Source organism: Methanococcoides methylutens (assembly GCF_000765475.1).
In the GTDB taxonomy this organism is placed as follows: domain Archaea; phylum Halobacteriota; class Methanosarcinia; order Methanosarcinales; family Methanosarcinaceae; genus Methanococcoides; species Methanococcoides methylutens.
In genome coordinates this window covers 1-24,304 of sequence record NZ_JRHO01000010.1, presented here as the reverse complement: position 1 = coordinate 24,304, position 24,304 = coordinate 1, and the positions used below count along the sequence as shown (strand labels likewise).

Here is a 24,304-nt window from a genome sequence, read left to right as displayed (position 1 = left end):
TCACATGCGTGTGATGGTTGGTTCACGTTTTTTAGGCTGCATCTGTGAAAGGAGCACTTTAAGCTTATCATCATCGATCATTGACTGTAAGCGACCACTTTGAGCAAGCATCACAAGCTGGGATTCAAGTTGCTCAGCCAGTTCCTTGCGTGATAGTTTCAGGCGAGTCAGCCTCTCACGCGCCTCCGGAGTCATGATCTGACGAAGGACCGCCTGGACCTGGGCATCCCTTTCAGCCTGTGCCTGTTCCTGCTGGTATGCGGCCTGGGCATCATTTTGCATCTGGGGAGCAGCCTGCTGTTGCTGCTGCATTTCAGCAAGTCTCTTTCTTCGGATAGCTTCAATATCGTCCACCATTACTTCATCACGTCCTTTCCGATTTAATTATAATGGCTCCAATGGAACCATCATATAGCAATTATTATGTATCTGAGCAGGAGGGGAGATCAACTCCCTTAAACCCATTCAGTACTTTGCAAGCTCTGGAATTGTTTCGACAAGCTCGTTCTTGACCTCAACTGCCATATTGTCAAGCAGTGACTGGCCAGCAGGAGCGATTACTCTTCCGCTCTTCAACTTGCGGACAAAACCTGCATTTTCGAGCTGCTGAGCTGCTTCCCTTGCGACAGAGCCGCTTCCTTTTGCTTTCTTGGAAGGGTTTGCGCCTCTCCTCTTCTTACCACCATAGACAGACCTTAATCTCTCCACACCGATAGGACCTTCCATGTAAATGGTCCTCATGATAGCTGCACAGCGGGTGTACCACCATTCATTATCAATAGGTGGCAATTCTTTGTGAACACCTGTCTTAACGTGAGCTGCCCATACGGGAGCATTGATCTGCTCGTTCTCTTTTAACTTCTCTGCCACCTTTGCAATAATATTTGCAGCAGGAACATCATATGCTGTAGTCATCTTATCCTCCTTGGAATGAAATGTATCGATTGGATTTTTATTTGTAGTTGATTTATTCAGTAAACTTGTTACCAGCAAGTATAATTATCTATCATAATGTGTGCATGGAAATAGGGTTGTAATTTATTGATTAGTATATACGTGTTTCGGCAGCTTTCGTATATCCCACCATACCCATGCATTGTATCATAGATAATAGTGCATTATTTCTTGAAAGTTTGCTCCCTGCCAGGTCCTACGGACACGTATTCAATAGGTACGCCCATCAATTCTTCAAGGCGCTCAACATAGTTGCGGGCAGCTTCGGGAACATCTGCATAGCTTTTGACATCTGTGAGATCGTCAGACCAGCCAGGCATCTCTTTATAAACAGGTTTACACCTTTCAAGATCGGAAGTATCAATAGGTGGATAATCCAGTTTTTCCCCATCAAGTTCGTAGGCAACACATATCTTATTAATTTCAAGGCCTGTTAACACATCTAATTTTGTCAATGCAACACTTGTGTAGCCGTTCAGGAAGATCGCCTTCTTCAAAAGAGGGAGATCGAACCATCCACATCTGCGGGACCTTCCGGTAGTAGTTCCGAACTCATGACCAACATCATGTAAATGTTTGCCTGCCTCATCATCAAGTTCTGTTGGAAGCGGACCTTCTCCGACCCTTGTAATATAAGCCTTAACAATACCCAGAACCTCATCCACCTTAGTAGGACCAACACCAAGATTTGCACATGCTGAACCTGCAATAGTGCTTGAAGAGGTCACAAACTTCTGCGTACCGTGGATAACATCAAGGTGAGTGCCCTGTGCCCCCTCAGCCATTACGTTCTTGCCATCTGCAATAGCTTTGTTCACTTCATATGACACATCCGTAACATAAGGAGCTAATCTCTTACCAAGTTCCACATACTTATCAATAAGTTCCTTATCGGTCACAATTGAAGGATCACCGCCAAGTTCCTTAATAGCCGCCTCTTTGGAAGCTGCTATCAAAGATAGTCTGCTAAGGAGTTTCTCGGAATTGACCAGATCCCCCATGCGGATCTCATCCCTTGCGATCTTGTCCATATAAGCAAAAGCAATACCTCTCTTAGTAGTGCCGATCTTCTCCTTACGGGAAGATTCACGAAGACCGTCCTGCTCAATATGATATGGCATAATGATACTGGTCTTAGCATCAATACCAAGTTTATCGGAATGGATATCAACACCACCCTTTGCAAGCATATCGATCTCTTCTGCCAGAACCTCAGGGTTCAGGACGGTACCCGGACCTATCAACACCCTAGAATCAAGCAAAAAACCTGAAGGTATCAAGTGTAACTTATAGACATCTTCGCCAACTGTTACCGTATGGCCGGCGTTGTCGCCACCCTGGAACCTGACGACAAGATCGTAGTCTTTTGAGAGCAGATCAACGATCTTTCCTTTTCCTTCATCACCAAACTGTGATCCTGTCAGAATAGTAAACATAGAGGGGGAAATTGCAGTTTATACATATAAAGCATTTGGCAACATTGGAGATTTTGAGAAAATTGATACACTTTTTCTTCTGAAATAATAATTGCACAGAAGATGGAAAACATATTAGATCACTCATTGAAACTGATTATAAATACAAGCTAAAGACAAATTGGATATAAGGTAAAAAACCTGTCATCAATAGGTAAGCTATCGGTTTCATCAATTATTTTAAACAATAATTCCAAAATGATATATGTTACAAGCCATAAACATTATCAATATATTACTGACATATAAGATTCAGGGGAGTTCATATTGCATAATATAAATTTAAAGATACATTCTTCTGCCAGAGTATATGGATCAAGCACCATAGGAGATAATTCAGTAGTGCTTGAAAACGTCATACTTGGATATCCGGAACATAAGATCCTCTCCCGAATAGTAGAGGAAAATGGCCGCATCGAAGATTCTGATTTTCAAGGATGTGAAATTGGATCAAACTCATTCATAAGACCAAACACAACGATCTTCAGTAATGTCAGGACAGGTAGCAATTTCAAGACCGGACACAACTGCATGATACGTGAGAACACCATCATTGGCAATAATGTCCTGATAGGGACCAACGTTATCATCGACGGAAATGTAACTATCGGGAATAATGTCAGTATCCAAGGGAATGTCTATATCCCTACTGATGTAATGATAGAGGACAACGTCTTCATTGGCCCATGTGCAGTACTTGCAAATGATAAATATCCAATTCGTAAAGAATACAAGCCAGAAGGCCCCATCATTCGAAAAGGAGCATCAATTGGTGCAAATGCAACCATACTCCCGGGAGTTGAGATCGGAGAAGGTGCATTCATAGCAGGTGGGGCACTGGTGACACGTGAAGTCCCCCCATGGAAACTTGCAATCGGATGTCCCGCAAAGATAAAAGAGCTCCCAGAAGAGCTGAGATCCTTAAACAGCATCTAATTTAGCCACCCCAGTTGATCTAATCAATCTAATCTAATCTAATCTAATCTAATCTAATTTAATCAGCCATCTAAATAATTCCAAACACACGAGGAATAAAATGATCCCAATCGCAAAACCAAATATTGGAGATGAAGAGATAGATGCAGTATCCGAGGTGCTGGCTTCAGGAAACATTGCGGAAGGAAAGCGTGTTGCAGAGTTTGAAAGTGCTTTTGCAGAATTTATCGGAACAGATCATGCGATCGCGGTGAACTCTGGAACAGCTGCTCTTCATGCCGCACTACTGGCACATGGAATAGGTAAAGGCGATGAGGTCATCACAACGTCCTTTAGCTTCATAGCAACTGCTAACAGTATCATGTATACCGGTGCAAGGCCAGTATTCGTGGACATTGAACCTGAAACGTTCAATATTGATACAAGTTTGATAGAGAATAGTATAACCAAAGACACAAAGGCACTGATGCCGGTACACCTCTACGGCCATCCAGCAGAGATGAAGCAGATTAATGAAATTGCAAAAGATCACGATCTGGCTATTATTGAAGATGCATGCCAGGCCCATGGTGCAACTTATCAAGGCAAGAAAGTAGGTTCCTTCGGAACGGGAGCTTTCAGTTTCTACCCTACAAAGAACATGACAACCAGCGAAGGCGGAATAATAACTACCAATGACAGCGAAATTGCCAGAAAAGCCAGGATGATACGTGCACATGGTTCACAGGAACGTTACCTTCACGAGATGTTAGGATATAATTTCAGAATGACCGATATTGCAGCTGCAATTGGTCTTGTTCAGCTCAAAAAGGTCAATGGGTTCAACCTTAAACGCCAGAAGAATGCACATCTCCTTTCAGAAGGACTAAAAAGTGCAAGTGGCATTACCATTCCAACTATCAGGAAAGGATGTGAGCACATGTTCCACCAATACACCATAAGGACGGAATCACGCGATGATCTTATCACAAAGCTGACTGAGAATGGCATTGGTACAGGCATCTATTATCCAATACCAATACATATGCAGCCGACATATATTGATGCAGGATACAATTACGATCTGCCAGTATGTGAAAAAGCAGCAAAGGAAGTAATCTCACTCCCGGTACACCCGGGTGTTTTAGAGAACGATCTTAAACATATAATCAAAACTGTAATAGAGGGGGTCAAGTAAAATGACACGCGTAGGAGTTATAGGGGTTGGTGCTATGGGGCAGCACCATGTCAGGATCTACAAAGAAATGGAAGGAGTAGAACTTGTAGGAATATCCGATGTTGATAGGGAAAGGGTCGAAGAACTGGCAGCAGAATATGATGTTAAACCTTATACTGATTATGAAGAACTCTTAAAAGAGAATCTTGATGCAGTAAGTATTGTTGTCCCAACTACACTCCACAAAAATGTCACATTGGATGCTATAAATTCAAACACGAATGTACTTGTAGAAAAACCCATTGCAGATACACTTGAAAATGCCGACATAATGATAGAAGCCGCTGAAAAAGCAGGAGTCATCCTTATGGTAGGACAGATCGAGAGATTCAACCCGGCAACAACAAAAATGAAAGAAATAATCGATAGCGGACTCCTTGGCAAGATAGTATCAATTTCCACAAAGAGAGTTGGGCCTTACAACCCGAGGATAAGGGATGTGGGAATCATCTTAGATCTTGGAGTACATGACATCGATGCTATATCCTATATGTACGGCAGCAATGCTACAGAAGTCTACGCCATTGCCGGCAAGGATATTCATTCAAAGGAAGACCATGCATCAATAATGCTTAGATTTGATGATGAACAGGCAGGCGTAGTTAATGTTAACTGGTTGACCCCACACAGGGTGAGAAAAATGGAAGTTATTGGAGTAAGTGGGGTCGGATACCTGGACTACATCGAACAAACAGTTACGATACATGATGCTAAATGGATAAGAGATGCAAAGGTCGAGAAAGCTGAACCATTGCAAAAGGAACTCGAACATTTCATCAACTGTGTAGAAACAGGTGAGACACCCCTCGAATCAGGCATTGACGGAAAACATGCATTAAAAGTTGCACTCGCAGCCATAGGATCCTACAATCGAGATGGCATAATAAAGATCGACTGAATTGATCCAGCCTTACTGTGATTTTTAGGATCTTTACCTTTTTTATTAAGTAGAAAACCCTTGAATGTTATAATAAAGAAGACAAGGCGACAATATACTTGAAGTTCCAACTCCAGAGATGTTGAAATGGAGAGTTCATTATTATAATAACCAAATCCAGAAGCAGGCAATATCTGCAATGTAAGTTCTGGCAGACTTGTTCTACTTTATTGAATTTGTTGTTCCAAGGCAAGTATAAATGATAAAAAGTGTATTGACAGAGATTATGTATCTCTGCCACGTTTTGCAATCAGGACCATAATCACAATAAAAAGTACCAAAGCCATATTCTGGTCCAGAGTTTGATCTTCATCATCTTCAGATGCTGAATCCTCTAGAGAAACATCATCTGAGATAACACTTGAATCTGGAACTGCAGTTATTGCAAATGGTGAAAAACCTGGCGTTGAAGATTCAAAGTAAACATAACCATCTTCCTCACCCGCAGACATCGTTTGAAGAGCCTCCCATTTTCCATCAGAATGCCTGTTTAACTTAATAGCAGAAGTATTTACGCCATTTGCCTCCATCCATGAACTTTCTACCTTGAAACCAATTGTCATAGCTTCAATGTTTGCAGGAGTTGCAAAGCCGTATTTGCCAACCCAAATGTTCATGTTCCGATAAACAAGACCCTCAGGATCATCCGAGACAAGAGCAGACCTCTCCTTCAAAACTTCAACCGTTGTAGTTATATAACCTGAATTTTTAAGTGGAGTGAAATTTACGTTCACAATCGGGTTTTCAGGAGATTTAAAAGTATAGGACACATTCATTCCCTTATTAACCGGCCTTTCAGTAACATCTTTAAATTCAATATTTCCAAATTGTTCGCCTGAATCACCGGCACCTCCTCCACCACCACTTCCTGAACCAGCACTGTCGGTGCTCCCTCCGGATGAAGACGTATCCGATATGCTCACCACAGCATTTTCCACAGTTATCGGGACTGCTGTCCCATCGGAATTACTTACCACAACATTGACCAACTGCAAGTTGGATTGACCAGTGGCTGTTGTTTTAAAAACGATCGTTGCAAGTATACCGGGACTTGTGACCTCTTTTTCAAAAAGAACACTATGTGCATATATGATATTTCCAGTTGTATTATCAAAAGTACCTTCACCGAAAAGAGTAGTACCAGTTTTGCTAAACAGATCTCCCTCTGATACACTTTTCACATCAAGTACAGAACCATCAAAATACAGGTCGAACTGTGCCCCGGATATAGGCATATCTGGCTCGACGTAGACATTGACAACGATTTCCGACCCCAATTCCACGGATTGGTTAGCCGGAGAAAGACTCACACCTGTTTCTGCAGAGACCGGACTCATGATAACATATATTGATAGTACCAACATAAAAGCCATCAAGAGATATCTAGGCAAATTAGAATCAAGGATTTTTAGCTGACTATTCGTAAAACTATCTGAAATTTTATTTTTATTGATCATATTGAGCACCACTTATAAGAAAAAATTAGTCCATTCTAACATATCTATCTGTTGATTGGAACCACTAGAAGAGAACTTTGAGTTTGAGTGGGGGAATATATTGGTGGTACAATAGTTTATGTATTTGTGTTCAGGAATGGTCTCAATGTTCTCTTCTAAGGACAAAATATAGTATAATTGCTTAATAGATAAACCTTTCCATAAATGAACGGGTTTTTTTAAAAAAGAAACCGATTTTCTAAAAATAACTTCCTTATTGATTGAAATATAATAATACATTTCGTGAAAATCAAAATCGAATCAATGCTTTTCAGGATAAAAACTTTTACATATAGAATCCGGCAATACTTTCCTGCCAACTTTTCCTTTTTTCCTGCATGTACCTGCAGAGAAATAACGACATGAATTGCAGCGGTAGACTCGCTGTTCCAATTTGTTCCGGACAAACTTTTCGTGAAGATCGGTCTCACCCAATCCACGATGATATTTGTAATCATTCCAGTCAGCATAATATATCTGGCTGGTAAGCGTCGAAACTGCCGGAGGATCCCATTCGTCATAGGTTGCACCGATCTCCAGAGCATTCGAAGTTATCTTTGGAGCTGATTCTTTTGAACCACTACTTAAAAGATCAACAATCTCTCCTTTTAACTCAAGAAATATCTCATCGTCAGGCTTTATTGCCAATGCCCTGTTTATGTATGTTTTTGCGCCTTCAAGGTTACCAAGACTTTTCAGACAAAGTGAAATATTATAATATACAGGATATGGTCGTGCCACAACACCTATGCTCAGGATCTTTTCATAGAGATCTACAGCTTCCCTGAATTTTCGTTCCTGCTGCAAAAGAAGAGCCATATTGTTCAATGCGTGGACATTTTTAGGCTGCAGCTGCAGAGCCATCTTGAAGTAATGTTCCTTCCTTTCAACATCCTTTTCAGATCTGCCGGAAGCAATGTACCTCTCAACGATCTTACTTACATCATCTTTTGCCATAGAATATCCTCATATCCCTCTTTTTTTCTGTACATACCAGCCCACAAGAGGTGGAACCCAGCATAGATTTGCCACAATGGTCTCAAGGGCAGTAAATGTTTGGGTGGTCGGGCTGAAACCATATATGCGTAAAAGTAAAAGACCGATAGGTACGATAATAATTATTGCAAGGCTTGCGAGCATCACCGGATGATGCACATACCTATTGACCGCTCCAACCCAGGAACCTTCCTTTCCCTTCAGGAAAAGCATCCCGGAAATGTTCGCACCGATCTGGTCACTAAGTGCATAGAAATAAGGAATGTAGAAGCCCTCAACACCATATACGTTAACGCCTGCAAGGCGACTGAAGATGTCGATAATCCAGGGCACTGCCAAGCCAAATAGCTTACCCCAACCGTAGGCTTCTGCCATTGTACTCGCACCACCAAGAAAGCGCTGACGAATTGAATAGATACCCTCCAGTATGCTTTCGCCTTCACCGGATAATGTCCTGACAAGCCATTGCCCCACAGGACTTGTCTGGTAACCCTGCATATCAAGGAAAATGCCTGCAAAAATACCCAGGACATATCCGGGAACAGTATACCTGATAAGTTCTTCAAAGCCTTCACTTTCAGGAAGTTCATCCTCGTTACCCATACATTTGGAGAATGTTGCTTTTGTTAATTATAGATATGTGATAAAATGGATAAAATGATCTGCTTTTTAGATCTCTTTGAACACTTTTGCCAGTGATTCGCCACGAACATGGATCGAAAATTCAGAGAAGTAACCAAAAGCAGTAGTGTGAACATCAATTCCTTTATTGTCCAGCTTTTCTTTGATAGCCAAAATTATCTCTACTGCGAATTCAGGAGAGGACTTGCTTGAAGAGAGATGAGCAAATGAGTGAAGTACCATTCTTTCTTTATTCACTTTATTAAGATACCACTTCTGATTTGCGACTGCTTTTTTTACCACTTTGCTCTTTCTTAATTCATCCTCTGCCTCAACATGAATGAAAACAACTGCCGTGTCTTCTATCTTTTCCTCTCTTTCAGTATCATCTACGTGATCAAGGGTCTTGCTGAAGGTTTCAAACCAAAAATATTCCGTATCGAACATTAGCATTTTCATGGATCTTTATCCCCCGTTAATGATATTGTAAGATAATATGGCAGGCTTTTTCTAAGGTTACACCATTGTTAAAGTATTGAAGTATGTCAGTAAAATATTCCCATATACATAGCAGCACTGTTTGCGGTAAGAAGTGCCGATGAAGAGAAAAACAGAAGAATATAGATATAGTGATAACAAATATTGCCTCATTGAATATCTACAATATTAAACAGATAATAATTATGGTTGATTCAAATGGATAAAATAATAGCAGACTTTGAACTTGATGTAAGAGGACAGTGCTGTCCTTACCCACTTATCAGGACAAAGGAGATGGTGGATGAGATGGAAACAAATGAGATACTGTTGGTCATAGCAAATGAGGCCATGACACCTCAAAACATCGCCACCTGGGCAAAAAAGACAGGGAATGTACTGCTTGCTGTTGAAGAAAAGAGAGGCGTCTTCAACATATACGTCCGTAAAGCCTGATATTCATCCCCTTTGATGTTTTTATTTTCTTGTGTATAATACTTTCATTCTCATGTATGATGCTTTGATATTGTTATCCAATACTACAGACCCCGCCGCCTTCCTGATAATTCTCATCCTCAATTGATGTTATCGACGGATCTTCACCACATACCGGGCATAAAGGGTTCTTACGAACCTTAATTTCATCGAAAGACATGCCAAAGGCATCATAGAAGATAAGCCGGCCTTTCAACAGATCCCCGAATCCCAGCAGGTATTTGATGACCTCAGTTGCCTGAATAACACCAATGATGCCCGGAAGTACTCCGATAACTCCGGCTTCCTGGCAACTTGGAACCATTCCGGCAGGTGGTGCATGTTCAAAAAGACACCTGTAACAGGGCCCATCACCCGGAAGAATGGTCGTGACCTGGCCTTCGAAGCGGAAAATACTGCCATGTGAGAGAGGTTTTTTTGCAAGTACACAGGCATCGTTTACTAGATAGCGGGTTGCAAAATTGTCGGAACCATCCACTACGATGTCGTAATCGTTTATGATATCAAGAATATTATCAGGACTTATCCTTTTCTGATAAGTGATAACCTTCACATCGGGATTTAAATTCTCAACATATTGCCTTGCAGATTCTACCTTTGGAACATCGACATTTCCGCCATGTATGACCTGTCTTTGAAGATTACTGAGATCCACAACATCATCGTCAACTATCCCGATAGTTCCAACCCCGGCAGCAGCCAGATATTGTATGATAGGAGATCCAAGTCCTCCTGCACCTATACAGAGTACTCTGGAAGACAACAGTTTTTGTTGTCCCTTTCCGCCAACTTCCTGCAGTATGATGTGTCTTGAATACCGCCGGATCTGTTCTTCAGTAAATTCGCCTAACATTTTAACCTCCCTTGAAATAATAAATCGCAATGAATTGCATCGGTCATGGTTGATCAGAGTCATGTGACAATGTTTCGCAACACCTTGCAATTCGTATTAGCATTTTCAAAAAAGTGCAATTTCCTGATAAATAGGTATAGAAAGCGGCAATTTTGTGCAACCACACCCCAAATTGGTCAAAACCCAACTCATAAGGCATCAAATCAGAATATAGGCAATTATTGCCCCATAACTAATAGTAATATTATAACGTGTTTTTATGTTTAATACTTAATAATCATCGGCTATTAGGAGAGATACAAAATGAGTAAAGTAATTGGGTTAAAATGCAGAGAATGTGGTGCTGAATATCCGAGTGGAATCCAGAATACCTGCTATGAATGTTTCGGACCTCTTGAAGTGCACTACGACTGGGATGAGATACATAATACAGCAAGTAAGGAGAAGATCGCAAGAGGGCCTCCGTCCATATGGAGATATGCAGACCTGCTTCCAATAGATAGTACGAATTATGTTGACCTTGGATCAGGTTACAATAAGTTACATCATGCAAAGAACCTTGGAAAGGAACTGGGACTTAAGGAACTATACATTCTTGATGATTCTGTCAATCCCACAAATTCATTCAAGGACAGGGTAACATCTGTGGCTGTAAGCAAGGCATTGGAACTCGGTGCCACCGCAATTGGATGTGCATCCACAGGAAACCTCGCATCCGCTGTAGGAGCACATGCTGCAAAAGCAGGCATTCCATCATATATCTTCATACCTTCCTCGATCGAGCTTGGAAAGATAACACAGATGCTATCATACGAACCAAACGTCATAGCAGTTGACGGGACCTATGATGACGCGAATCGTCTTGCAAGTGAAGTTGCAGACCAGAATCCTGACTGGGCATTTGTCAACATAAACATAAGACCATATTATACGGAGGGTTCCAGGACACTTGCATTCGAAACTGCTGAACAGCTCGGGTGGAATGCTCCGGATCATATCGTTGCACCACTTGGAAGTGGAGCACTTCTGTGCGCCCTTACCAGAGGTTACAGGGAACTTGAAAAGATAGGTTTTGTTGAACCCGAAAGGAAGATCAGGATATCAGGTTCACAGCCAGCAGGTTGTTCACCCATATCGACCGCTGTCCAGAACGACGCGGAAGTTATCCCGATAAGAGAACTTGACACCATAGCCCACAGCCTAGCTATTGGTAATCCTGCAGATGGACATTATGCAAAACAGGAGATCCAGAATTCAGGCGGTTATGCTGCATCTGTGACGAACGAGGAAATACTTGAAGCCATATTCCTGCTTGCAAGAACTGAAGGTATTTTCACAGAACCTGCTGGCGGGACAACGGTTGCAGGTCTTAAGAGACTTGTCGAAAGCGGCCATATTGACCCCGATGAGAGAACAGTTGTATATGTAACAGGTAATGGTCTAAAAGCGCAGGATACGATTGCAGGAGCAGTTGAGAGACCTGGATCGATCAAGCCGTCATATTCCGAATTCACGAAGAAGTACAGCAATATTACAAAAAATAACTAATGATCAAGAGGTGAAGTAAAATGGTATCTATAAGATTTTCATCAGCATTGAACAACATAACAAGAACAAGGTCAACAAGCATCGATCTGGGCGATACTACAGTAAAGAGCCTTTTTGATAGACTTACTACTGAGTACGGCGAGGAGTTTGAAAGACGCCTGCTTCATGATGGAGAAGTGCGAAGATTCGTCAATGTCTATGTCAACGGAGAAGATATAAGGCATCTTTCAGGTCTTGCTACCGAAATTACCGATGCTGACGAAATTTCAATATTGCCGGCAGTAAGCGGAGGCTAATCCTCAGGAAGTTAACCGGGAAGAGCAGGTTCTGGAAATTATATCGATCAAAAAGGACCTGCAAATCCTTAAAGTGGTGAATCTATGATGAAATTAAGGATAGGACACCTTTCAACCATATACCATACCTCATTCATACTGATGGGAACGGACTGGCTTAAAAACGCAGGCATAGAACCTGAGTGGAAACTTTATGGAGGAGGGCCTGCAATTGTCCGAGCGTTTGAGAACAACGACCTTGATATCGGATATATCGGACTTCCTCCTGCTATGATAGGAATAGATCACGGTTTGAAGATCAAGTGCATTGCAGGCGGTCACGTTGAAGGGACAGTGATGATCGCTACTGCCGAATTCCTTACGCTGGAAGAATGCAGGAACGAACGGACACTTTTTTTGGAGCAATTTAAAGGATACACAATAGCCTGTCCGCCGGCAGGTTCTATCCATGACGTGATCATCAGGAATTATATCAAAGAAACAGGTCTTGAGAATGATATTGATGTCCTCAACTACGAATGGGCTGATATGATCCCCGAAGCAATAGCAGACGGAGAGATCAAAGCTGCAGTCGGAACACCATCCCTAGCTGTTGTGGCAAAGAGATACTGTGATGCAAAGATAGTGATCCAGCCTGAAAAACTGTGGCCTGACAATCCAAGTTACGGCATAGTTGCAACCTCTGAGATGATCGAGAACTCACCAGAGATTCTTTTGAAGTTCATAGAATTGCATGAAAATGCCTGTGAGCTCATTCGTGAGAATACCGAAGAGGCAGCAAGCATTGTCGCCAAGACGATTGAGATCATTGATGCAGATTTCGTGAACGATATGTATAAAGTATCACCAAAATACTCAGCAAGCATATCAGAAGAATATATCAAGTCTACGATGAGATTTGTAGATGTACTGAACGAACTCGGATATATCTCAAAGGAACTTGAGGAAAAGGATATCTTCAACCTTCGGTTTGTTGAAGAATTAGGACTTTGAGTTTATTTTTTTCATTTCTTTTTCCATAGCACTCTTCCTTAGTTCTTCCGGGAATTTCTCGATCGCATATCTAAGCGCTGTACGAGGCATATTTTCCTTATTTCGCATGACGTAGTCGAATATTTCATTCAGATGTTTTCTGCTAGCCTCTTTGAGCATCCACCCATACCCTTTTTGGACCAGATCATCTTTATCTGTTAATAACAGATCGGCAATCTCCAGAACATCATCCAGAAGATCTCCTCTGCGGGCAGGCAAGATCAGTGTAACAGCAGCAGCACGCCTGAACCAGCGATTATCTGAACCTGCCCAGGTCTTGAGCGATCCAATGTATTGAGGATACATTTCGATGAACGAACCCAGTGTGTGATTGCAAAGAATATCACATTTCGCCCAGTTGTTCACATAATCCCCAATCCACCTTTCAAAAACTTCGAAATCCTCAGGTTCATACTGATTTCTCAAACTATATGACCATTCGAATGCGATGAAGGCTTCCTCAATGTAATCCGACCTCAGAAGTTCCTCACATAAAGAAAATATCTCCGGCTTGGTTTTGCCGGATATGCTTTTAAAATGCTCATTTGCTATTTTCCTGACTGCAGCAACATACACACCATAACACTTTATTTTTTCTTTAAAAACACGTGAGGAACTTATCTTTGTTTGTTCATCAGAGTTTTGTTCCAGGTCTTTTCATATTTTAGCGATAATCTTGTTCATAGATTTTTATTGACCATATTCTTAGATAATGCTAATGTACAATTGAAATTTGAAAGATGAAATCGGATTGTATATGATCTCGAAAAAAGAAAAGTAATCCTTTTTTACATTAACTTGCTTTTTTAATATAAATCCTAAGAAAAAAAGAAAGAAGGAAAGAGCTATCTTTTAATAACCCCTTCAGCAGTGTAGCAACAGGAAATGTGCCCACAATAAAGAGGAAATAACTCCGCACCCATCTATCAAATGCAGAGGTATCCCACCTCAATAAATTCAACTGCTCAAATGATCAGAGCACAAGACCACAGACACACCTGAGCTCGTAACGATCTTGCACAGATCCTCAATTGTGTCGGAATATTGATCACTGTCAACCGGGACTCCTTTGCAAAGGGTTTCCTGTAGCAGATCATCATCTACATAGATGCAATGTGTACCCTTCATGGAAAGGCGGTCATAATTGGCCTTTGCCTCTTCCTTTTTACCTCCCGGATATCTAATAACTCTGGCCGTTACCGCTTTGCATGCTTTGTCAGGAGATACCTGTTTGCATTTCAGGATCATTCCCGCAGCAGCAGTCTGGTTGGTGTGAGGATCGATCACAATAAATGAACCCGTGATCTTGTTCTCAGAGTAAATATCGGCAAATATCGGGGCCTTTAACTCGACCTTAACTTTTCCGATCTCATTTAAGCTCAAAACTTCCGAAGGTTTCATGCTGATATCTTCAGGATCATATTCATGAATTACTTCTGAGAAATTTCCTTTCACCGTGCTGGTAGTATGCTTGATCAAATAATCTTTCCCGATCTCCATGGGAGCGCTATCCATCCATACTATGTTTACCTCCAGACTTCCGGCAATTACAGGAAGATCATCAACCTTTGCGACCATATCACCGCGGCTTATGTCAATGTCATCCTCAAGACAGAGGGTCACTGCCATGGGAGCAAAGGCATGATCGAGGTCCCCATCATAGGTGACGATCCTTGAGATATTACTGGTTTTTCCCGAAGGAAGAACCCTTACCTCATCGCCCTTGTGAATCACGCCTGAAGATATTGTACCACAATACCCTCTGAAATCATCGCCGCCTCCCCAGTTAACATACTGGATCGGGAACCTGAAATCAATGAGGTTGTGACCACCGGATACACTTACGTTCTCCAGATAATCAAGTAATGTTGAACCCTGATACCAAGGCATATTCGCGCTTCGTTCGATGACATTGTCACCTTTGAGGGCACTTATGGGTATGTAATAAATTGATTCATCCGATAACTTATCAGCAAAGGCATTAAACTCGCCTACAATATTCTCAAACACTTCTTCTGAATAATCTACCAGATCCATTTTATTAACTGCAACCACAAAGTTCCGGATACCAAGAAGGGATGAGATAAATGAGTGCCGTTTTGTCTGTGTCACAACTCCGTTCCTGGCATCAATGAGGATCAGGGCAAGTGATGCATTTGATGCACCTGTAGCCATATTTCTTGTATATTGCTCATGCCCTGGAGTATCGGTAATAATAAAGCGCCTTTTTGGAGTCGAGAAAAACCTGTATGAGACATCAATTGTAATTCCCTGCTCTCTTTCTGATTTAAGGCCATCAGTTACCAGGGAATAATCAATATCCTGGTTCCTATGAGCTTTCGAGAATGTCTTAATTAAATTCAGTTGATCCTCAAATATTGATTTTGAATCGTATAATAATCTCCCGATAAGGGTTGATTTACCATCATCAACACTACCTGCAGTGGCAAACCGTAATAGATCAATGTTCTGATTTTTTTCAATCAAAGAGTCAGAACCCTTCAAAAGTATCCCTCCTTCTTCTTTTGCTCCATGGAGCTATCCTGATCGTGGTCTATCACCCTTGTAATACGCTCGGAATGGCGGGCAACCATCATCTCTTCAATGATCTTCGGCAAAGTGTCTGCCTCTGATCTTACTGCACCTGTACAGTAATGGCACCCCAGTGTCCTGAAGCGGCACATGACTTCCTTGACCTCTTCCTCATGCTCATCCGTATAAACCGGAATTAGCTGACCATGCTTCTCAATAACCGGTCTTTTCTTTGCAAAGTAAAGAGGAACGATCTCAATATTTTCATGGTAGATATATGTCCAGATATCAAGTTCGGTCCAATTCGAAAGCGGGAACACCCTTATGGATTCTCCCGGATCGATCTTTGAATTAAAGAGGTTCCACAGCTCAGGTTTCTGGTCCTTCGGATTCCACTGTCCATGCTTGTCGCGGAACGAATAGATCCTTTCCTTTGCCCTTGATTTCTCCTCATCTCTCCGGGCACCTCCAAAAGCTGCATCATAGCCACCTTCATTTAAACCATCAAGGAGTGCTTTTGTTTTAAGCTCGGCACAACATTTGACCGTCCCCACCGTAAGTGGATTTATCCCTTTTTTGAGGGCTTCTTCGTTCCTGTGAACCTTCAGGTCAAGGTTGTGTTTTTTTGTATAATAATCCCTGAATTCGTACATTTCAGGAAACTTGTATCCGGTGTCAACATGCAATAAAGGGAAAGGCACTTTTTTCGGATAAAAGGCCTTGATCGCAAGATGGGCCATTACTGATGAGTCCTTCCCTACCGAATACAACATCACTGGATTTTCAAATTCTGCAGCGACTTCTCTGATAATGCCTATGCTTTCCGCTTCAAGTGTCTTTAAATTTGAAAGCCGATAAGATTCTTCCGTAGTGACCATATTTGACCCTCCACTTATTTTTTATAAATATATTCAATGACGTTCTCAATTGAAACGGTGGTCTTTTATTGAAATCTTGATTTTGATTTTTGAGACTGTGATCTGACATTTCCTGAATGAAGTCCACATTCTTTCTTGGTTGCTTCTTCCCACCACCAGCGTCCTTCACGTTCATGCTGTCCAGGCAGTACAGGTCTGGTACATGGTTCACAACCAATGCTGACATATCCCTTCTCATGGAGTTCGTTGTATGGGACATCGTTTTCCCTTATGTAATCCCAAACCTGTTTGGAGGTCCAGTTGGCCAGAGGATTGAACTTCACAAGTCTACCGTCACCAAATGCCAGATCAAATTCAGCTACAGGTATTTCTGCGCGCGTGTTAGGACTCTGGTCTTTACGCTGGCCTGTGATCCATGCAGCTCTCTTGCTAAGGGAGCGTCTTAGTGGGTCGACCTTCCTGGCACCACAACATTCCTGATGACCATCCTTGTAGAATGAGAACATACCCTTTTTGAGGACAAGTTCTTCGGTCTTTTCCCTGTTAGCAAAGAAGATCTCCAGTGGGATATTATAATGCTCCCGCACCAAGTCGAAGAACTTGTAGGTTTCAGGGTGCAAACGACCTGTATCAAGTGAAAATACACTGACTTGTGCCTTGATCTTCATTGCCATATCAATGAGCACAACATCCTCAGCACCACTGAATGCAATAGATATGCCTGAGCCAAACCTGTTCAGTGCATACTCAAGAATCTCCTGCGGAGAACTGTCTTTATAATCTTCAGCAAATTGTTCGATCTCTTTTATTATTTCCGGATCCTTTTCTGGCATGATCTCGTTTTCCTGTGATCTTGATGAAGTATTAGGAGAAACTGTGATTATAAGCATAAATAAAATGAGGTCCGTACCAGCAGTTCCTTACTGATGGTCCAAACTCTCAAATTATTCCAGCACAAAGGCCTTGAACTCTTCAAGCCCTACACGCTGGATAGTATCTCCAAATCGTTCTCCTGAAGTTGCTTCTATTTTGAAGAACTCCACAGACCTCTCAATGATCCTGAACAGAGTATCTTCGTCTACAAGCTCGGTTAGTCTGATACCAAGCCTTGGATGCTTCCCAACCTTGCCGCCAATGTATACAGTGTACCCTTCTCTTGCCTTGATCCATGCCTCAGTTGGGCATATCAGGAGACACTGACCACACAGGTTGCATTTGCCCCTGTAAAAGTGTAGGGCTCCATCCTCAACCTTGATCGCATCTACTGGACATACTGTTTGGCAGAGACCACAATAAGTACATTTATCCTCTACCCATTTTGGTTCAAGTCCACCCATTACACCAAGGTCGTTCTCCTGTGGTTTCATACATGATGATGGACAGCCTGTAACTGCAAATTTGAACTTGCCGGGAAGTTCCATGGCAAAGTACTTCTCATCGATCTTTTTTGCGATATCCTCTGCATCGATCAGTCCACGCGGACAGATGAGATTCCCCTGGCAGGCAACTACTCCACGAACTCTCGGACCACAGGTACCCTGGCGAACATTTCTGTTCTCGAGTTCGTCAAGAAGGTTCTCTGCATCATCAAAAGGAATATATGAGATCTCAAGTCCCTGTCGTGCAGTTATGTGAACCTCACCCTTGCCATACTTCTCAGAAGCGTCAGCGAGTGCCCGAAGCTGATCGGCGGTCAGCTGACCTCCGACAACACGAAGTCGCATTGAGAAAAGGTCTTCCTTCTGCCTCTGTCGAAGAAAACCGCCCTGTTTGAGCCTGTCATAGTTGATAGTCTTATTACCCATGTATTATCACCGTAAGTTCCGCAGATATAGATATATATGTATATAATAAGGCAAAAGTTGCACTGTTTTAGTGGTAATTTTAGCCCCATTCCCCACTGATATATAGCAAATTACCTTTCATATACTATATATTTACTCTAAAAATAAAACTTGTAAATAAAGCTAAGTAAATCGAGAGATTAAAGTAAACGGGACGAAATCAAGGGAGTTACTAACAAATGATCATAGCACTGGCTGCCATTGCATCTGCGATCTTCATGGGGATCAACATTGGCGGGAACAATGCAGCCGCTGCCATGGGAGCAGCATATGGTGCACGAGCCCGTACCAAAAGACAGGCAGTAATATTAATTGCAATATTTTCCCTGCTTGGCGCTGTACTTAGTGGAGAGGAGGTCATCAGGACCCTAGGTGAGGGAATTGTTCCCGGCAATACAATAACCCTTACTGCAGCCATCATTGCAACAAGTGCAGCTGCCATCAGCCTGTTCATCGGAAACATACTGAAGATCCCTATATCAGCCAGTCAGTCAGCTGTAGGAGCTATTGTCGGAATTGGCATATTCTACGGGGTACTCGATACACAGCTGCTTTCACAGATCGTGGGTTGGTGGATAGCCACACCGTTACTTGCATTCGTGCTTGCGTACCTTTCCGGCAAATATATTCACCCCAGGCTTGTGGTCTGGCTTGTGGAACATGAATCTGAAGCACAGATAAGAAGCACTATTGCAAAACTCCTGACTGTGACCGGTTGTTATGTTGCTTATTCAGCAGGTGCGAACAATGCTGCAAATGCTGTTGGTCCTCTTGTGGGAGCAGGATTTATGGATCCGACAACCGGAGCTGTTATCGGGGGTCTTACACTTGGCATTGGAGCTATACTGATAGGTGGCCGTATCCTCCAGACGGTCGGAACGGATATAGCAGAGATCTGTACGATCCGTGCGATCTTCATTGAAGCAATCGCAGCGATCATAGTACACGGTGCATCCCATTACGGCATTCCTGTGGCACTTGGCCAGTTAGTACCTGCAGCTGTTATTGGTATTGGATGTGCCAGTAAAGGTATGGATACAATAAAGAACAAAACGGTAAGACGTATTGTAGTTATGTGGGTAACATCCCCACTGGTAGCAGGTCTGATAGCATATACTGCTATCAGTCTTGTTTCCTGAACAAAAAAATAGAGAACTCGATACAAAAAAAGAGATTCAAGGTCGATACTTCATAGCCTATGATATTACTGATAAGTTCTGACAGTTTCATCTGGCATTTTCTTTTTTAAGAGATTCTTCTGCCCTGTTCATAATTTCTTCATTGTCTTCATAGATCTTCCGGACATTGTCCATTGCGCGATTAAGGCGCTTTTTCAATAGTACAAGTTCCCTGTCTGAAAGATCATACTCAGGTACATTGTCTATCCACAACTGCTGTACCTCGATAAGAGCATCTATCGCTGACTTTGTCCTGTTGATCGTTGTAGCGTCCATAGAACTTCTTATATATGCAAGATATTAATAAGGTAACGGGGGAGGCAATAATTGTCAGAATACCATTTGTTATTTATCTGGCAGTTAATAGACCATCGATGACATTAATCGAACTGTATTATTCCGATATTTGCATGAACTGCCATTATGTCAGGAACCAGATAATAGAAGTTCTCCCTGAAGGTGTTATGTTCAAGGAAATAAACGTAACAAGCCTGGAAGGTGTTATGTTCAAGGAAATAAACGTAACAAGCCTGGAAGGTGCTGAAAGAGCAAAGCAACTCGGGATAGAAGAAGTGCCTACTATCACTATTAATGGGGAAGTCGTGTTTATCGGACGAGTGGAAAAGGACGAGATACAAGAGGAACTTGAAGGCTTCCTTTGAGCAAGAAGAATTGTATTAGACCAACAGAATACAGGAGGAATTCCAACTGAATCTTGACATTTATAAAAATTTAAACAGGGGTATTGAAAGCACATACATTAACCTGAACCCGATCCAGCGGGGAGGAGTGCTTACCGCTGAGGCCAGAAAAGCAGCACTTGAATTTGCGGATGGTTATTCAGTTTGTGACTTCTGTTTCGAATCAAGGGTAGATCTTGTCCAAAACCCACCTGTAAGAAATCTTACAGCAGATATTGCAGAATTCCTGAATATGGATGACGTGAGGTTCACAGCCGGTTGCCGCCATGCAAAATGGGCAGCAATGCACATGGTCACAGAACCCGGTGAGACCCTTGTACTGGATTCACTTGCACATTATACATCATATCTTGCAGCAGAGGCGAACCAGTTGAAGGTCGTTGAGGTGCCACATAGCGGCTACCCGGAATTTACAATAGATCCTGAAGGATACGCAGAAAAGTTCGAGGAAGTTGAACGCAATACCGGCTCACTACCAGCACTGGCACTGCTTACACATGTTGATTATCGTTATGGAAATGTGGCAGATGCTGCCTCCGTTGGGAAGATCTGTAAAGAATACGGTGTTCCTTTCCTGCTGAATACAGCTTACTCTTCAGGAATAATGCCTATTGATGGAAAGAAACTTGGTGTGGATTTCCTGTGTGCTTCCGGGCACAAAAGCTGGGCGGCATCCGCCCCCATGGGAATACTTGCAACTACCTTTGAATGGAATCAGCAGGTATTCGATAAGTCAACCATCAGGGGAGACTGGAGTGGACGTGGCTTCACAAAAAAGGAGGTTGCTTTATTTGGATGTTCACCTGTCTTTGGAGTTCCGGTAATGTCACTTATGGCATCATTCCCGAGTGTTGTAGAACGTGTGAAGCACTGGGATGAACATGTCGAGAATGCAAGATACCTTGCATCACAGCTCGAGCGTATAGAAGGATTTCACCAGATGGGTGTCAAGCCGACAGAACATACTCTTGTGGCATTCGAATCCCTGCCACTCTTTGAAGCTGCTGCCAAGACCAAGAAACGTGGTTACTTCCTATACCATGAACTTAAGAAGCGAAAGATAATTGGAATCCAGCCCGGGATGAGCAAAAGTTTCAAATTAAATACATTCGGACTCAGCAGAGTTCAGATAGAATATGTCGCTAACGCTTTCATTGAGATAGCAAGGAAATATGATATACCGGTGGAGGATGAAGCATGAAATATACGGAACTGACAAAGCAGTTCAGACAATTGTTCGAGTTACCGCTTACACCGGTTGCCGTGAAGTTCAATACCGACGATGAGCCAAATATTCCACACCCAATGCGTTATTGTGAGATCGTTAGAAAAGCAGCAGCCTTTGGTACGTCCTATACTTGTTCAGCTGATGATATGTCATGTGCAAGCGCAGAACTGGCACTTGGTTTCACAGAACCTGCTTACGGAGATGTGTATCCAAGGATAAAAACTGCAGATACCAGGACAATGACCATCACACCGCTTGACATATGTGAATTCGAACCTGATGTTGTGGTGGTTGTAGGAACCGCCAGCAAACTCATGCGTGTAGCTGCAACACTCTCCAAAGTGAAAGGAGATATGGTTAATGCCAAATTTAAAGGTGAATTCGCTGTCTGTGGAGAATGTACGACCATCCCGGTAATGGAGAACAAGGTGAACCTATCACTTTTGTGTGCCGGAGCACGTATGTTCAGTGATTACAGGAACGATGAGATCGTGTTCGGGTTCCCTATGGAGGCCTTTGTTGAGCTCACAGAATCGCTGAAGGAAGAGAGTATCACAAAAGCACTTTGTGGCTGTCTTATGGATGACCTGCCGGCACGTTTGGTGGATGCAATACTTGCACTTGGTTTCACAAAAGGCACGGATCATTTCATCGGACGTTTCGGGGATGAGATCGTAAGGCTATACATTCCAAAGGACGAAAGCGGGAAGAGCTCATCGGTTACACTGCATGTTCCAGTCAAGTTCAAAGATGCGGATGCATCAAAAGCTTCAGAGGATGGGGCATCCTGCCTGTTCGAGGAACCGATGAACTATCGTCTCAGGGACAACTGGATGGATGCAATATTGCTGATCGAACTCCACGAACCGATAAGGCGTGCAGCCATGAAACCTGAGAAGTTCAACGCACTTGTTAACAATGGAATAGAGGTAATGCTGGATCGTGTTGCTAAATTCAAGCGCAAGACGATACAGTGAATCTTTAGTAAAAGTGGATCTCCTATGAGGTTGTAGAAGATCTGCTTTTGTTTACTTTTAAAAGTATAAAATGATAAAAAAGAGGGTTTGTCGAGAGATCAGGCTTTCTTAATGTGAACTTTCCAGATGTTATTTTCTTCTTTGTCAATACCAAGAATTGTATGACCCTCATTCTTGACACTTTTAGGAACATTTGAAATCGCGGGTGCATAATCAAAGACGACCGTGAGATTATCACCACTTTCCAGCTCCTCTAATTGTAATTTAGTTTTTACGAAAGTAAAGGGACAAATCTCCCCCCTAAGATCTAATTCGATCGAGCCTTCAGTCATTTTTTCACCTTTGGTCATTAATATTAGAATGAAATTAGCTCTACTTCTAAAGATATAAGATCTAAGATACAGGCAAATAAAGACATATTCTTCATCAATCAACTGTAAGGCCAGCAACACAAAAGATGCTATATATCTTGTCTAACAGATGTATTTTGCCGACATGTATATATATTAGAGACATGTATTCACAAGTGTGACTTCACAATAGTGAATTTGCGATGTGCCATATCAAACTATGGTGCGACTATATTCAACCTATACAAAGGAGTAATGAAAATGAGGGATCGCTTTTGTTGACAATCACGAGAAAAAAGTACAGATAAAGAAAAGCATCGAAGAGCCAAAGGACAAACACCTGAGAAAGACAATTGAAGCGTTGCCGCCTTCTGCAAAACTTGTCTACAAGGTACTTGAATACGGTGGTCTTCTGACACAGAAAGAAATCGCCGAACAAAGTTATCTTCCCCCACGTACCATCCGATATGCATTGGGAAGACTGAAGGATGAGAATTTCCTGCAGGAAAGATTCTACTTCAAAGACGCGAGGCAAAGCCTGTATGGTCTAAAAGAAATGACCAACCAACAGGCAGCAGGCGAAACAGCTTCACAGGCTGAATTTGATTTTGCCAATGTATATACTGTACCTAAGGAGTACGAAGTATTGGCAACATAAATTTAATTCTGTGAAAAAAAGATCAACTTAATAACCTGGAAACCAATTATCAAAATCAATTGGTAAAAGGTGTTACAACCTATGGCGAACTCATTGTGAGAACAATGAGCTCATTACTCATTTTAACTATTTTCTTTTCATTTTCCCAAGATATCGTTTATAAATCAATAATGAAAATAAATTATTATTAGGATACATCTTCAGATTAGATATATGAAGAGTATTGAAAGTATAGTCAGATCACCAACGATGATTGGAATGGTGTATTCAGATCTAGAAACAATCCCATCTTTTCAAGTATCTCTATTCTCCACTGGTTTAATAAATTAGTTAGAAAATATACCGCAGGCTGTAGAGATCATTTCCACTAAGCAGAAGTTAATCAGATTAGCATAGCAATTCGAATTTTCAAAAATGTGATCATAAATAAAAACATATCAAAACAGCAAACTCAAAGCTAGTGAGTTAAGATCAGTTAAAGAAAAAGTGCATTAGAGTAGGAACAGGAGTTGCCCTGCCGCTATGGCCGCCGTACTCTAACTCATATTAATGAATCAGATATTACTTTTGTTAACGGATGAAAGCCAAGGTCCGGATTCGAACCGGAATGGAATCGCTCTGCAGGC

At 42.0% G+C, this 24,304-nt stretch carries 27 protein-coding genes; 12 read left to right on the top strand and 15 right to left on the bottom strand.

Features of this window, described 5'->3' with window-relative positions:
• The 3 genes from LI82_RS05140 to LI82_RS05130 all read right to left on the bottom strand — a co-directional run bounded on the left by LI82_RS05140 (window position 1) and on the right by LI82_RS05130 (window position 2,390).
• On the bottom strand, window positions 1-357 hold the full coding sequence (locus tag LI82_RS05140; protein WP_048193900.1) for a DNA-binding protein: 357 nt from the start codon (window positions 355-357) through the stop codon (window positions 1-3).
• Window positions 358-465: 108 nt separating this feature from the next.
• Window positions 466-915, bottom strand: coding sequence for a 30S ribosomal protein S19e (locus LI82_RS05135; protein ID WP_048193899.1), 450 nt, complete (start codon window positions 913-915; stop codon window positions 466-468).
• Between the two features lie 203 nt (window positions 916-1,118).
• A complete protein-coding gene (locus tag LI82_RS05130; protein ID WP_048193898.1) occupies window positions 1,119-2,390 on the bottom strand; it encodes an adenylosuccinate synthase in 1,272 nt (423 codons plus the stop codon).
• A 306-nt stretch (window positions 2,391-2,696) separates the two neighbouring features.
• Between LI82_RS05130 and LI82_RS05125 the strand changes: the two genes are divergently transcribed.
• The 3 genes from LI82_RS05125 (at window position 2,697) to LI82_RS05115 (ending at window position 5,479) form a co-directional block, all read left to right on the top strand.
• Complete coding sequence (locus tag LI82_RS05125; RefSeq protein WP_048193897.1) at window positions 2,697-3,365, top strand: acyltransferase; 669 nt, start codon at window positions 2,697-2,699, stop codon at window positions 3,363-3,365.
• Window positions 3,366-3,465: 100 nt separating this feature from the next.
• Complete coding sequence (locus tag LI82_RS05120) at window positions 3,466-4,542, top strand: DegT/DnrJ/EryC1/StrS family aminotransferase (protein ID WP_048193896.1); 1,077 nt, start codon at window positions 3,466-3,468, stop codon at window positions 4,540-4,542.
• A 1-nt stretch (window position 4,543) separates the two neighbouring features.
• Window positions 4,544-5,479, top strand: coding sequence for a UDP-N-acetylglucosamine 3-dehydrogenase (locus LI82_RS05115; RefSeq protein ID WP_048193895.1), 936 nt, complete (start codon window positions 4,544-4,546; stop codon window positions 5,477-5,479).
• Window positions 5,480-5,742: 263 nt separating this feature from the next.
• On the opposite strand, the gene LI82_RS12415 is transcribed toward LI82_RS05115, so the two are convergent.
• The 4 genes from LI82_RS12415 to LI82_RS05095 all read right to left on the bottom strand — a co-directional run bounded on the left by LI82_RS12415 (window position 5,743) and on the right by LI82_RS05095 (window position 9,090).
• Entirely contained in the window at window positions 5,743-6,891 is a 1,149-nt protein-coding gene (locus tag LI82_RS12415; RefSeq protein ID WP_160174947.1) for a PGF-pre-PGF domain-containing protein, read from the bottom strand.
• Between the two features lie 384 nt (window positions 6,892-7,275).
• Complete coding sequence (locus LI82_RS05105) at window positions 7,276-7,971, bottom strand: tetratricopeptide repeat protein (protein WP_048193894.1); 696 nt, start codon at window positions 7,969-7,971, stop codon at window positions 7,276-7,278.
• Between the two features lie 9 nt (window positions 7,972-7,980).
• Complete coding sequence (locus LI82_RS05100; RefSeq protein WP_048193893.1) at window positions 7,981-8,613, bottom strand: hypothetical protein; 633 nt, start codon at window positions 8,611-8,613, stop codon at window positions 7,981-7,983.
• 66 nt (window positions 8,614-8,679) lie between these two features.
• Window positions 8,680-9,090 carry a threonyl-tRNA synthetase editing domain-containing protein gene (locus LI82_RS05095; RefSeq protein ID WP_048193892.1) on the bottom strand — a complete coding sequence of 137 codons (411 nt, stop codon included), beginning with the start codon at window positions 9,088-9,090 and terminating at the stop codon, window positions 8,680-8,682.
• A gap of 237 nt (window positions 9,091-9,327) precedes the next feature.
• On the opposite strand from LI82_RS05095, the gene LI82_RS05090 reads away from it, so the two are divergent.
• Window positions 9,328-9,564 carry a sulfurtransferase TusA family protein gene (locus LI82_RS05090; RefSeq protein WP_048193891.1) on the top strand — a complete coding sequence of 79 codons (237 nt, stop codon included), beginning with the start codon at window positions 9,328-9,330 and terminating at the stop codon, window positions 9,562-9,564.
• A gap of 73 nt (window positions 9,565-9,637) precedes the next feature.
• On the opposite strand, the gene moeB is transcribed toward LI82_RS05090, so the two are convergent.
• On the bottom strand, window positions 9,638-10,456 hold the full coding sequence (gene moeB, locus LI82_RS05085) for a molybdopterin-synthase adenylyltransferase MoeB (protein ID WP_048193890.1): 819 nt from the start codon (window positions 10,454-10,456) through the stop codon (window positions 9,638-9,640).
• A gap of 303 nt (window positions 10,457-10,759) precedes the next feature.
• Here moeB and thrC point away from each other — a divergent pair, with 303 nt between their 5' ends.
• From thrC to LI82_RS05070, 3 genes are all read left to right on the top strand, one after another.
• Window positions 10,760-12,004: a threonine synthase gene (thrC, locus tag LI82_RS05080; RefSeq protein ID WP_048193889.1), complete on the top strand. Its 1,245-nt coding sequence runs from the start codon at window positions 10,760-10,762 to the stop codon at window positions 12,002-12,004.
• Window positions 12,005-12,024: 20 nt separating this feature from the next.
• Window positions 12,025-12,300: a ubiquitin-like small modifier protein 1 gene (locus tag LI82_RS05075; protein ID WP_048193888.1), complete on the top strand. Its 276-nt coding sequence runs from the start codon at window positions 12,025-12,027 to the stop codon at window positions 12,298-12,300.
• A gap of 84 nt (window positions 12,301-12,384) precedes the next feature.
• On the top strand, window positions 12,385-13,293 hold the full coding sequence (locus LI82_RS05070; RefSeq protein WP_048193887.1) for an ABC transporter substrate-binding protein: 909 nt from the start codon (window positions 12,385-12,387) through the stop codon (window positions 13,291-13,293).
• Here LI82_RS05070 and LI82_RS05065 read toward each other — a convergent pair.
• From LI82_RS05065 to LI82_RS05045, 5 genes are all read right to left on the bottom strand, one after another.
• Window positions 13,282-13,983, bottom strand: a complete 702-nt coding sequence (locus LI82_RS05065; RefSeq protein ID WP_244602157.1) for a DNA alkylation repair protein — start codon at window positions 13,981-13,983, stop codon at window positions 13,282-13,284. The genes LI82_RS05070 and LI82_RS05065 overlap by 12 nt on opposite strands.
• 306 nt (window positions 13,984-14,289) lie before the next feature.
• Complete coding sequence (gene cysN / locus LI82_RS05060; RefSeq protein ID WP_201770298.1) at window positions 14,290-15,837, bottom strand: sulfate adenylyltransferase subunit CysN; 1,548 nt, start codon at window positions 15,835-15,837, stop codon at window positions 14,290-14,292.
• Window positions 15,834-16,742 carry a sulfate adenylyltransferase subunit CysD gene (gene cysD, locus LI82_RS05055; RefSeq protein ID WP_048193885.1) on the bottom strand — a complete coding sequence of 303 codons (909 nt, stop codon included), beginning with the start codon at window positions 16,740-16,742 and terminating at the stop codon, window positions 15,834-15,836. Before cysD ends, cysN begins: the two co-directional genes overlap by 4 nt.
• 65 nt (window positions 16,743-16,807) lie before the next feature.
• Complete coding sequence (locus LI82_RS05050) at window positions 16,808-17,632, bottom strand: phosphoadenylyl-sulfate reductase (RefSeq protein WP_236622671.1); 825 nt, start codon at window positions 17,630-17,632, stop codon at window positions 16,808-16,810.
• Window positions 17,633-17,686: 54 nt separating this feature from the next.
• Complete coding sequence (locus tag LI82_RS05045) at window positions 17,687-18,547, bottom strand: 4Fe-4S binding protein (protein ID WP_048193884.1); 861 nt, start codon at window positions 18,545-18,547, stop codon at window positions 17,687-17,689.
• Window positions 18,548-18,765: 218 nt separating this feature from the next.
• Between LI82_RS05045 and LI82_RS05040 the strand changes: the two genes are divergently transcribed.
• Complete coding sequence (locus LI82_RS05040; protein WP_052402739.1) at window positions 18,766-19,725, top strand: inorganic phosphate transporter; 960 nt, start codon at window positions 18,766-18,768, stop codon at window positions 19,723-19,725.
• An 87-nt stretch (window positions 19,726-19,812) separates the two neighbouring features.
• Here the strand turns inward: LI82_RS05040 and LI82_RS05035 are convergent, their stop codons facing one another.
• Entirely contained in the window at window positions 19,813-20,040 is a 228-nt protein-coding gene (locus tag LI82_RS05035) for a hypothetical protein (protein ID WP_048193883.1), read from the bottom strand.
• 98 nt (window positions 20,041-20,138) lie between these two features.
• Between LI82_RS05035 and LI82_RS05030 the strand changes: the two genes are divergently transcribed.
• The 3 genes from LI82_RS05030 to LI82_RS05020 are packed head-to-tail and all read left to right on the top strand — an operon-like array spanning window position 20,139 to window position 22,670.
• On the top strand, window positions 20,139-20,426 hold the full coding sequence (locus LI82_RS05030) for a glutaredoxin family protein (RefSeq protein ID WP_135607247.1): 288 nt from the start codon (window positions 20,139-20,141) through the stop codon (window positions 20,424-20,426).
• 28 nt (window positions 20,427-20,454) lie between these two features.
• Window positions 20,455-21,666 carry an O-phospho-L-seryl-tRNA:Cys-tRNA synthase gene (gene pscS / locus LI82_RS05025; RefSeq protein ID WP_330217368.1) on the top strand — a complete coding sequence of 404 codons (1,212 nt, stop codon included), beginning with the start codon at window positions 20,455-20,457 and terminating at the stop codon, window positions 21,664-21,666.
• Window positions 21,663-22,670 carry a DUF169 domain-containing protein gene (locus LI82_RS05020; protein ID WP_048193880.1) on the top strand — a complete coding sequence of 336 codons (1,008 nt, stop codon included), beginning with the start codon at window positions 21,663-21,665 and terminating at the stop codon, window positions 22,668-22,670. The genes pscS and LI82_RS05020 overlap by 4 nt, the downstream gene beginning before the upstream one ends.
• 98 nt (window positions 22,671-22,768) lie before the next feature.
• Here the strand turns inward: LI82_RS05020 and LI82_RS05015 are convergent, their stop codons facing one another.
• The gene (locus LI82_RS05015) at window positions 22,769-23,002 is read right to left on the bottom strand and encodes a sulfurtransferase TusA family protein (protein ID WP_048193879.1); all 234 of its coding nucleotides are present in this window, start codon (window positions 23,000-23,002) and stop codon (window positions 22,769-22,771) included.
• 379 nt (window positions 23,003-23,381) lie between these two features.
• Here LI82_RS05015 and LI82_RS05010 point away from each other — a divergent pair, with 379 nt between their 5' ends.
• The gene (locus LI82_RS05010) at window positions 23,382-23,678 is read left to right on the top strand and encodes a winged helix-turn-helix domain-containing protein (RefSeq protein ID WP_236622670.1); all 297 of its coding nucleotides are present in this window, start codon (window positions 23,382-23,384) and stop codon (window positions 23,676-23,678) included.
• Window positions 23,679-24,304 lie beyond the last annotated feature (626 nt).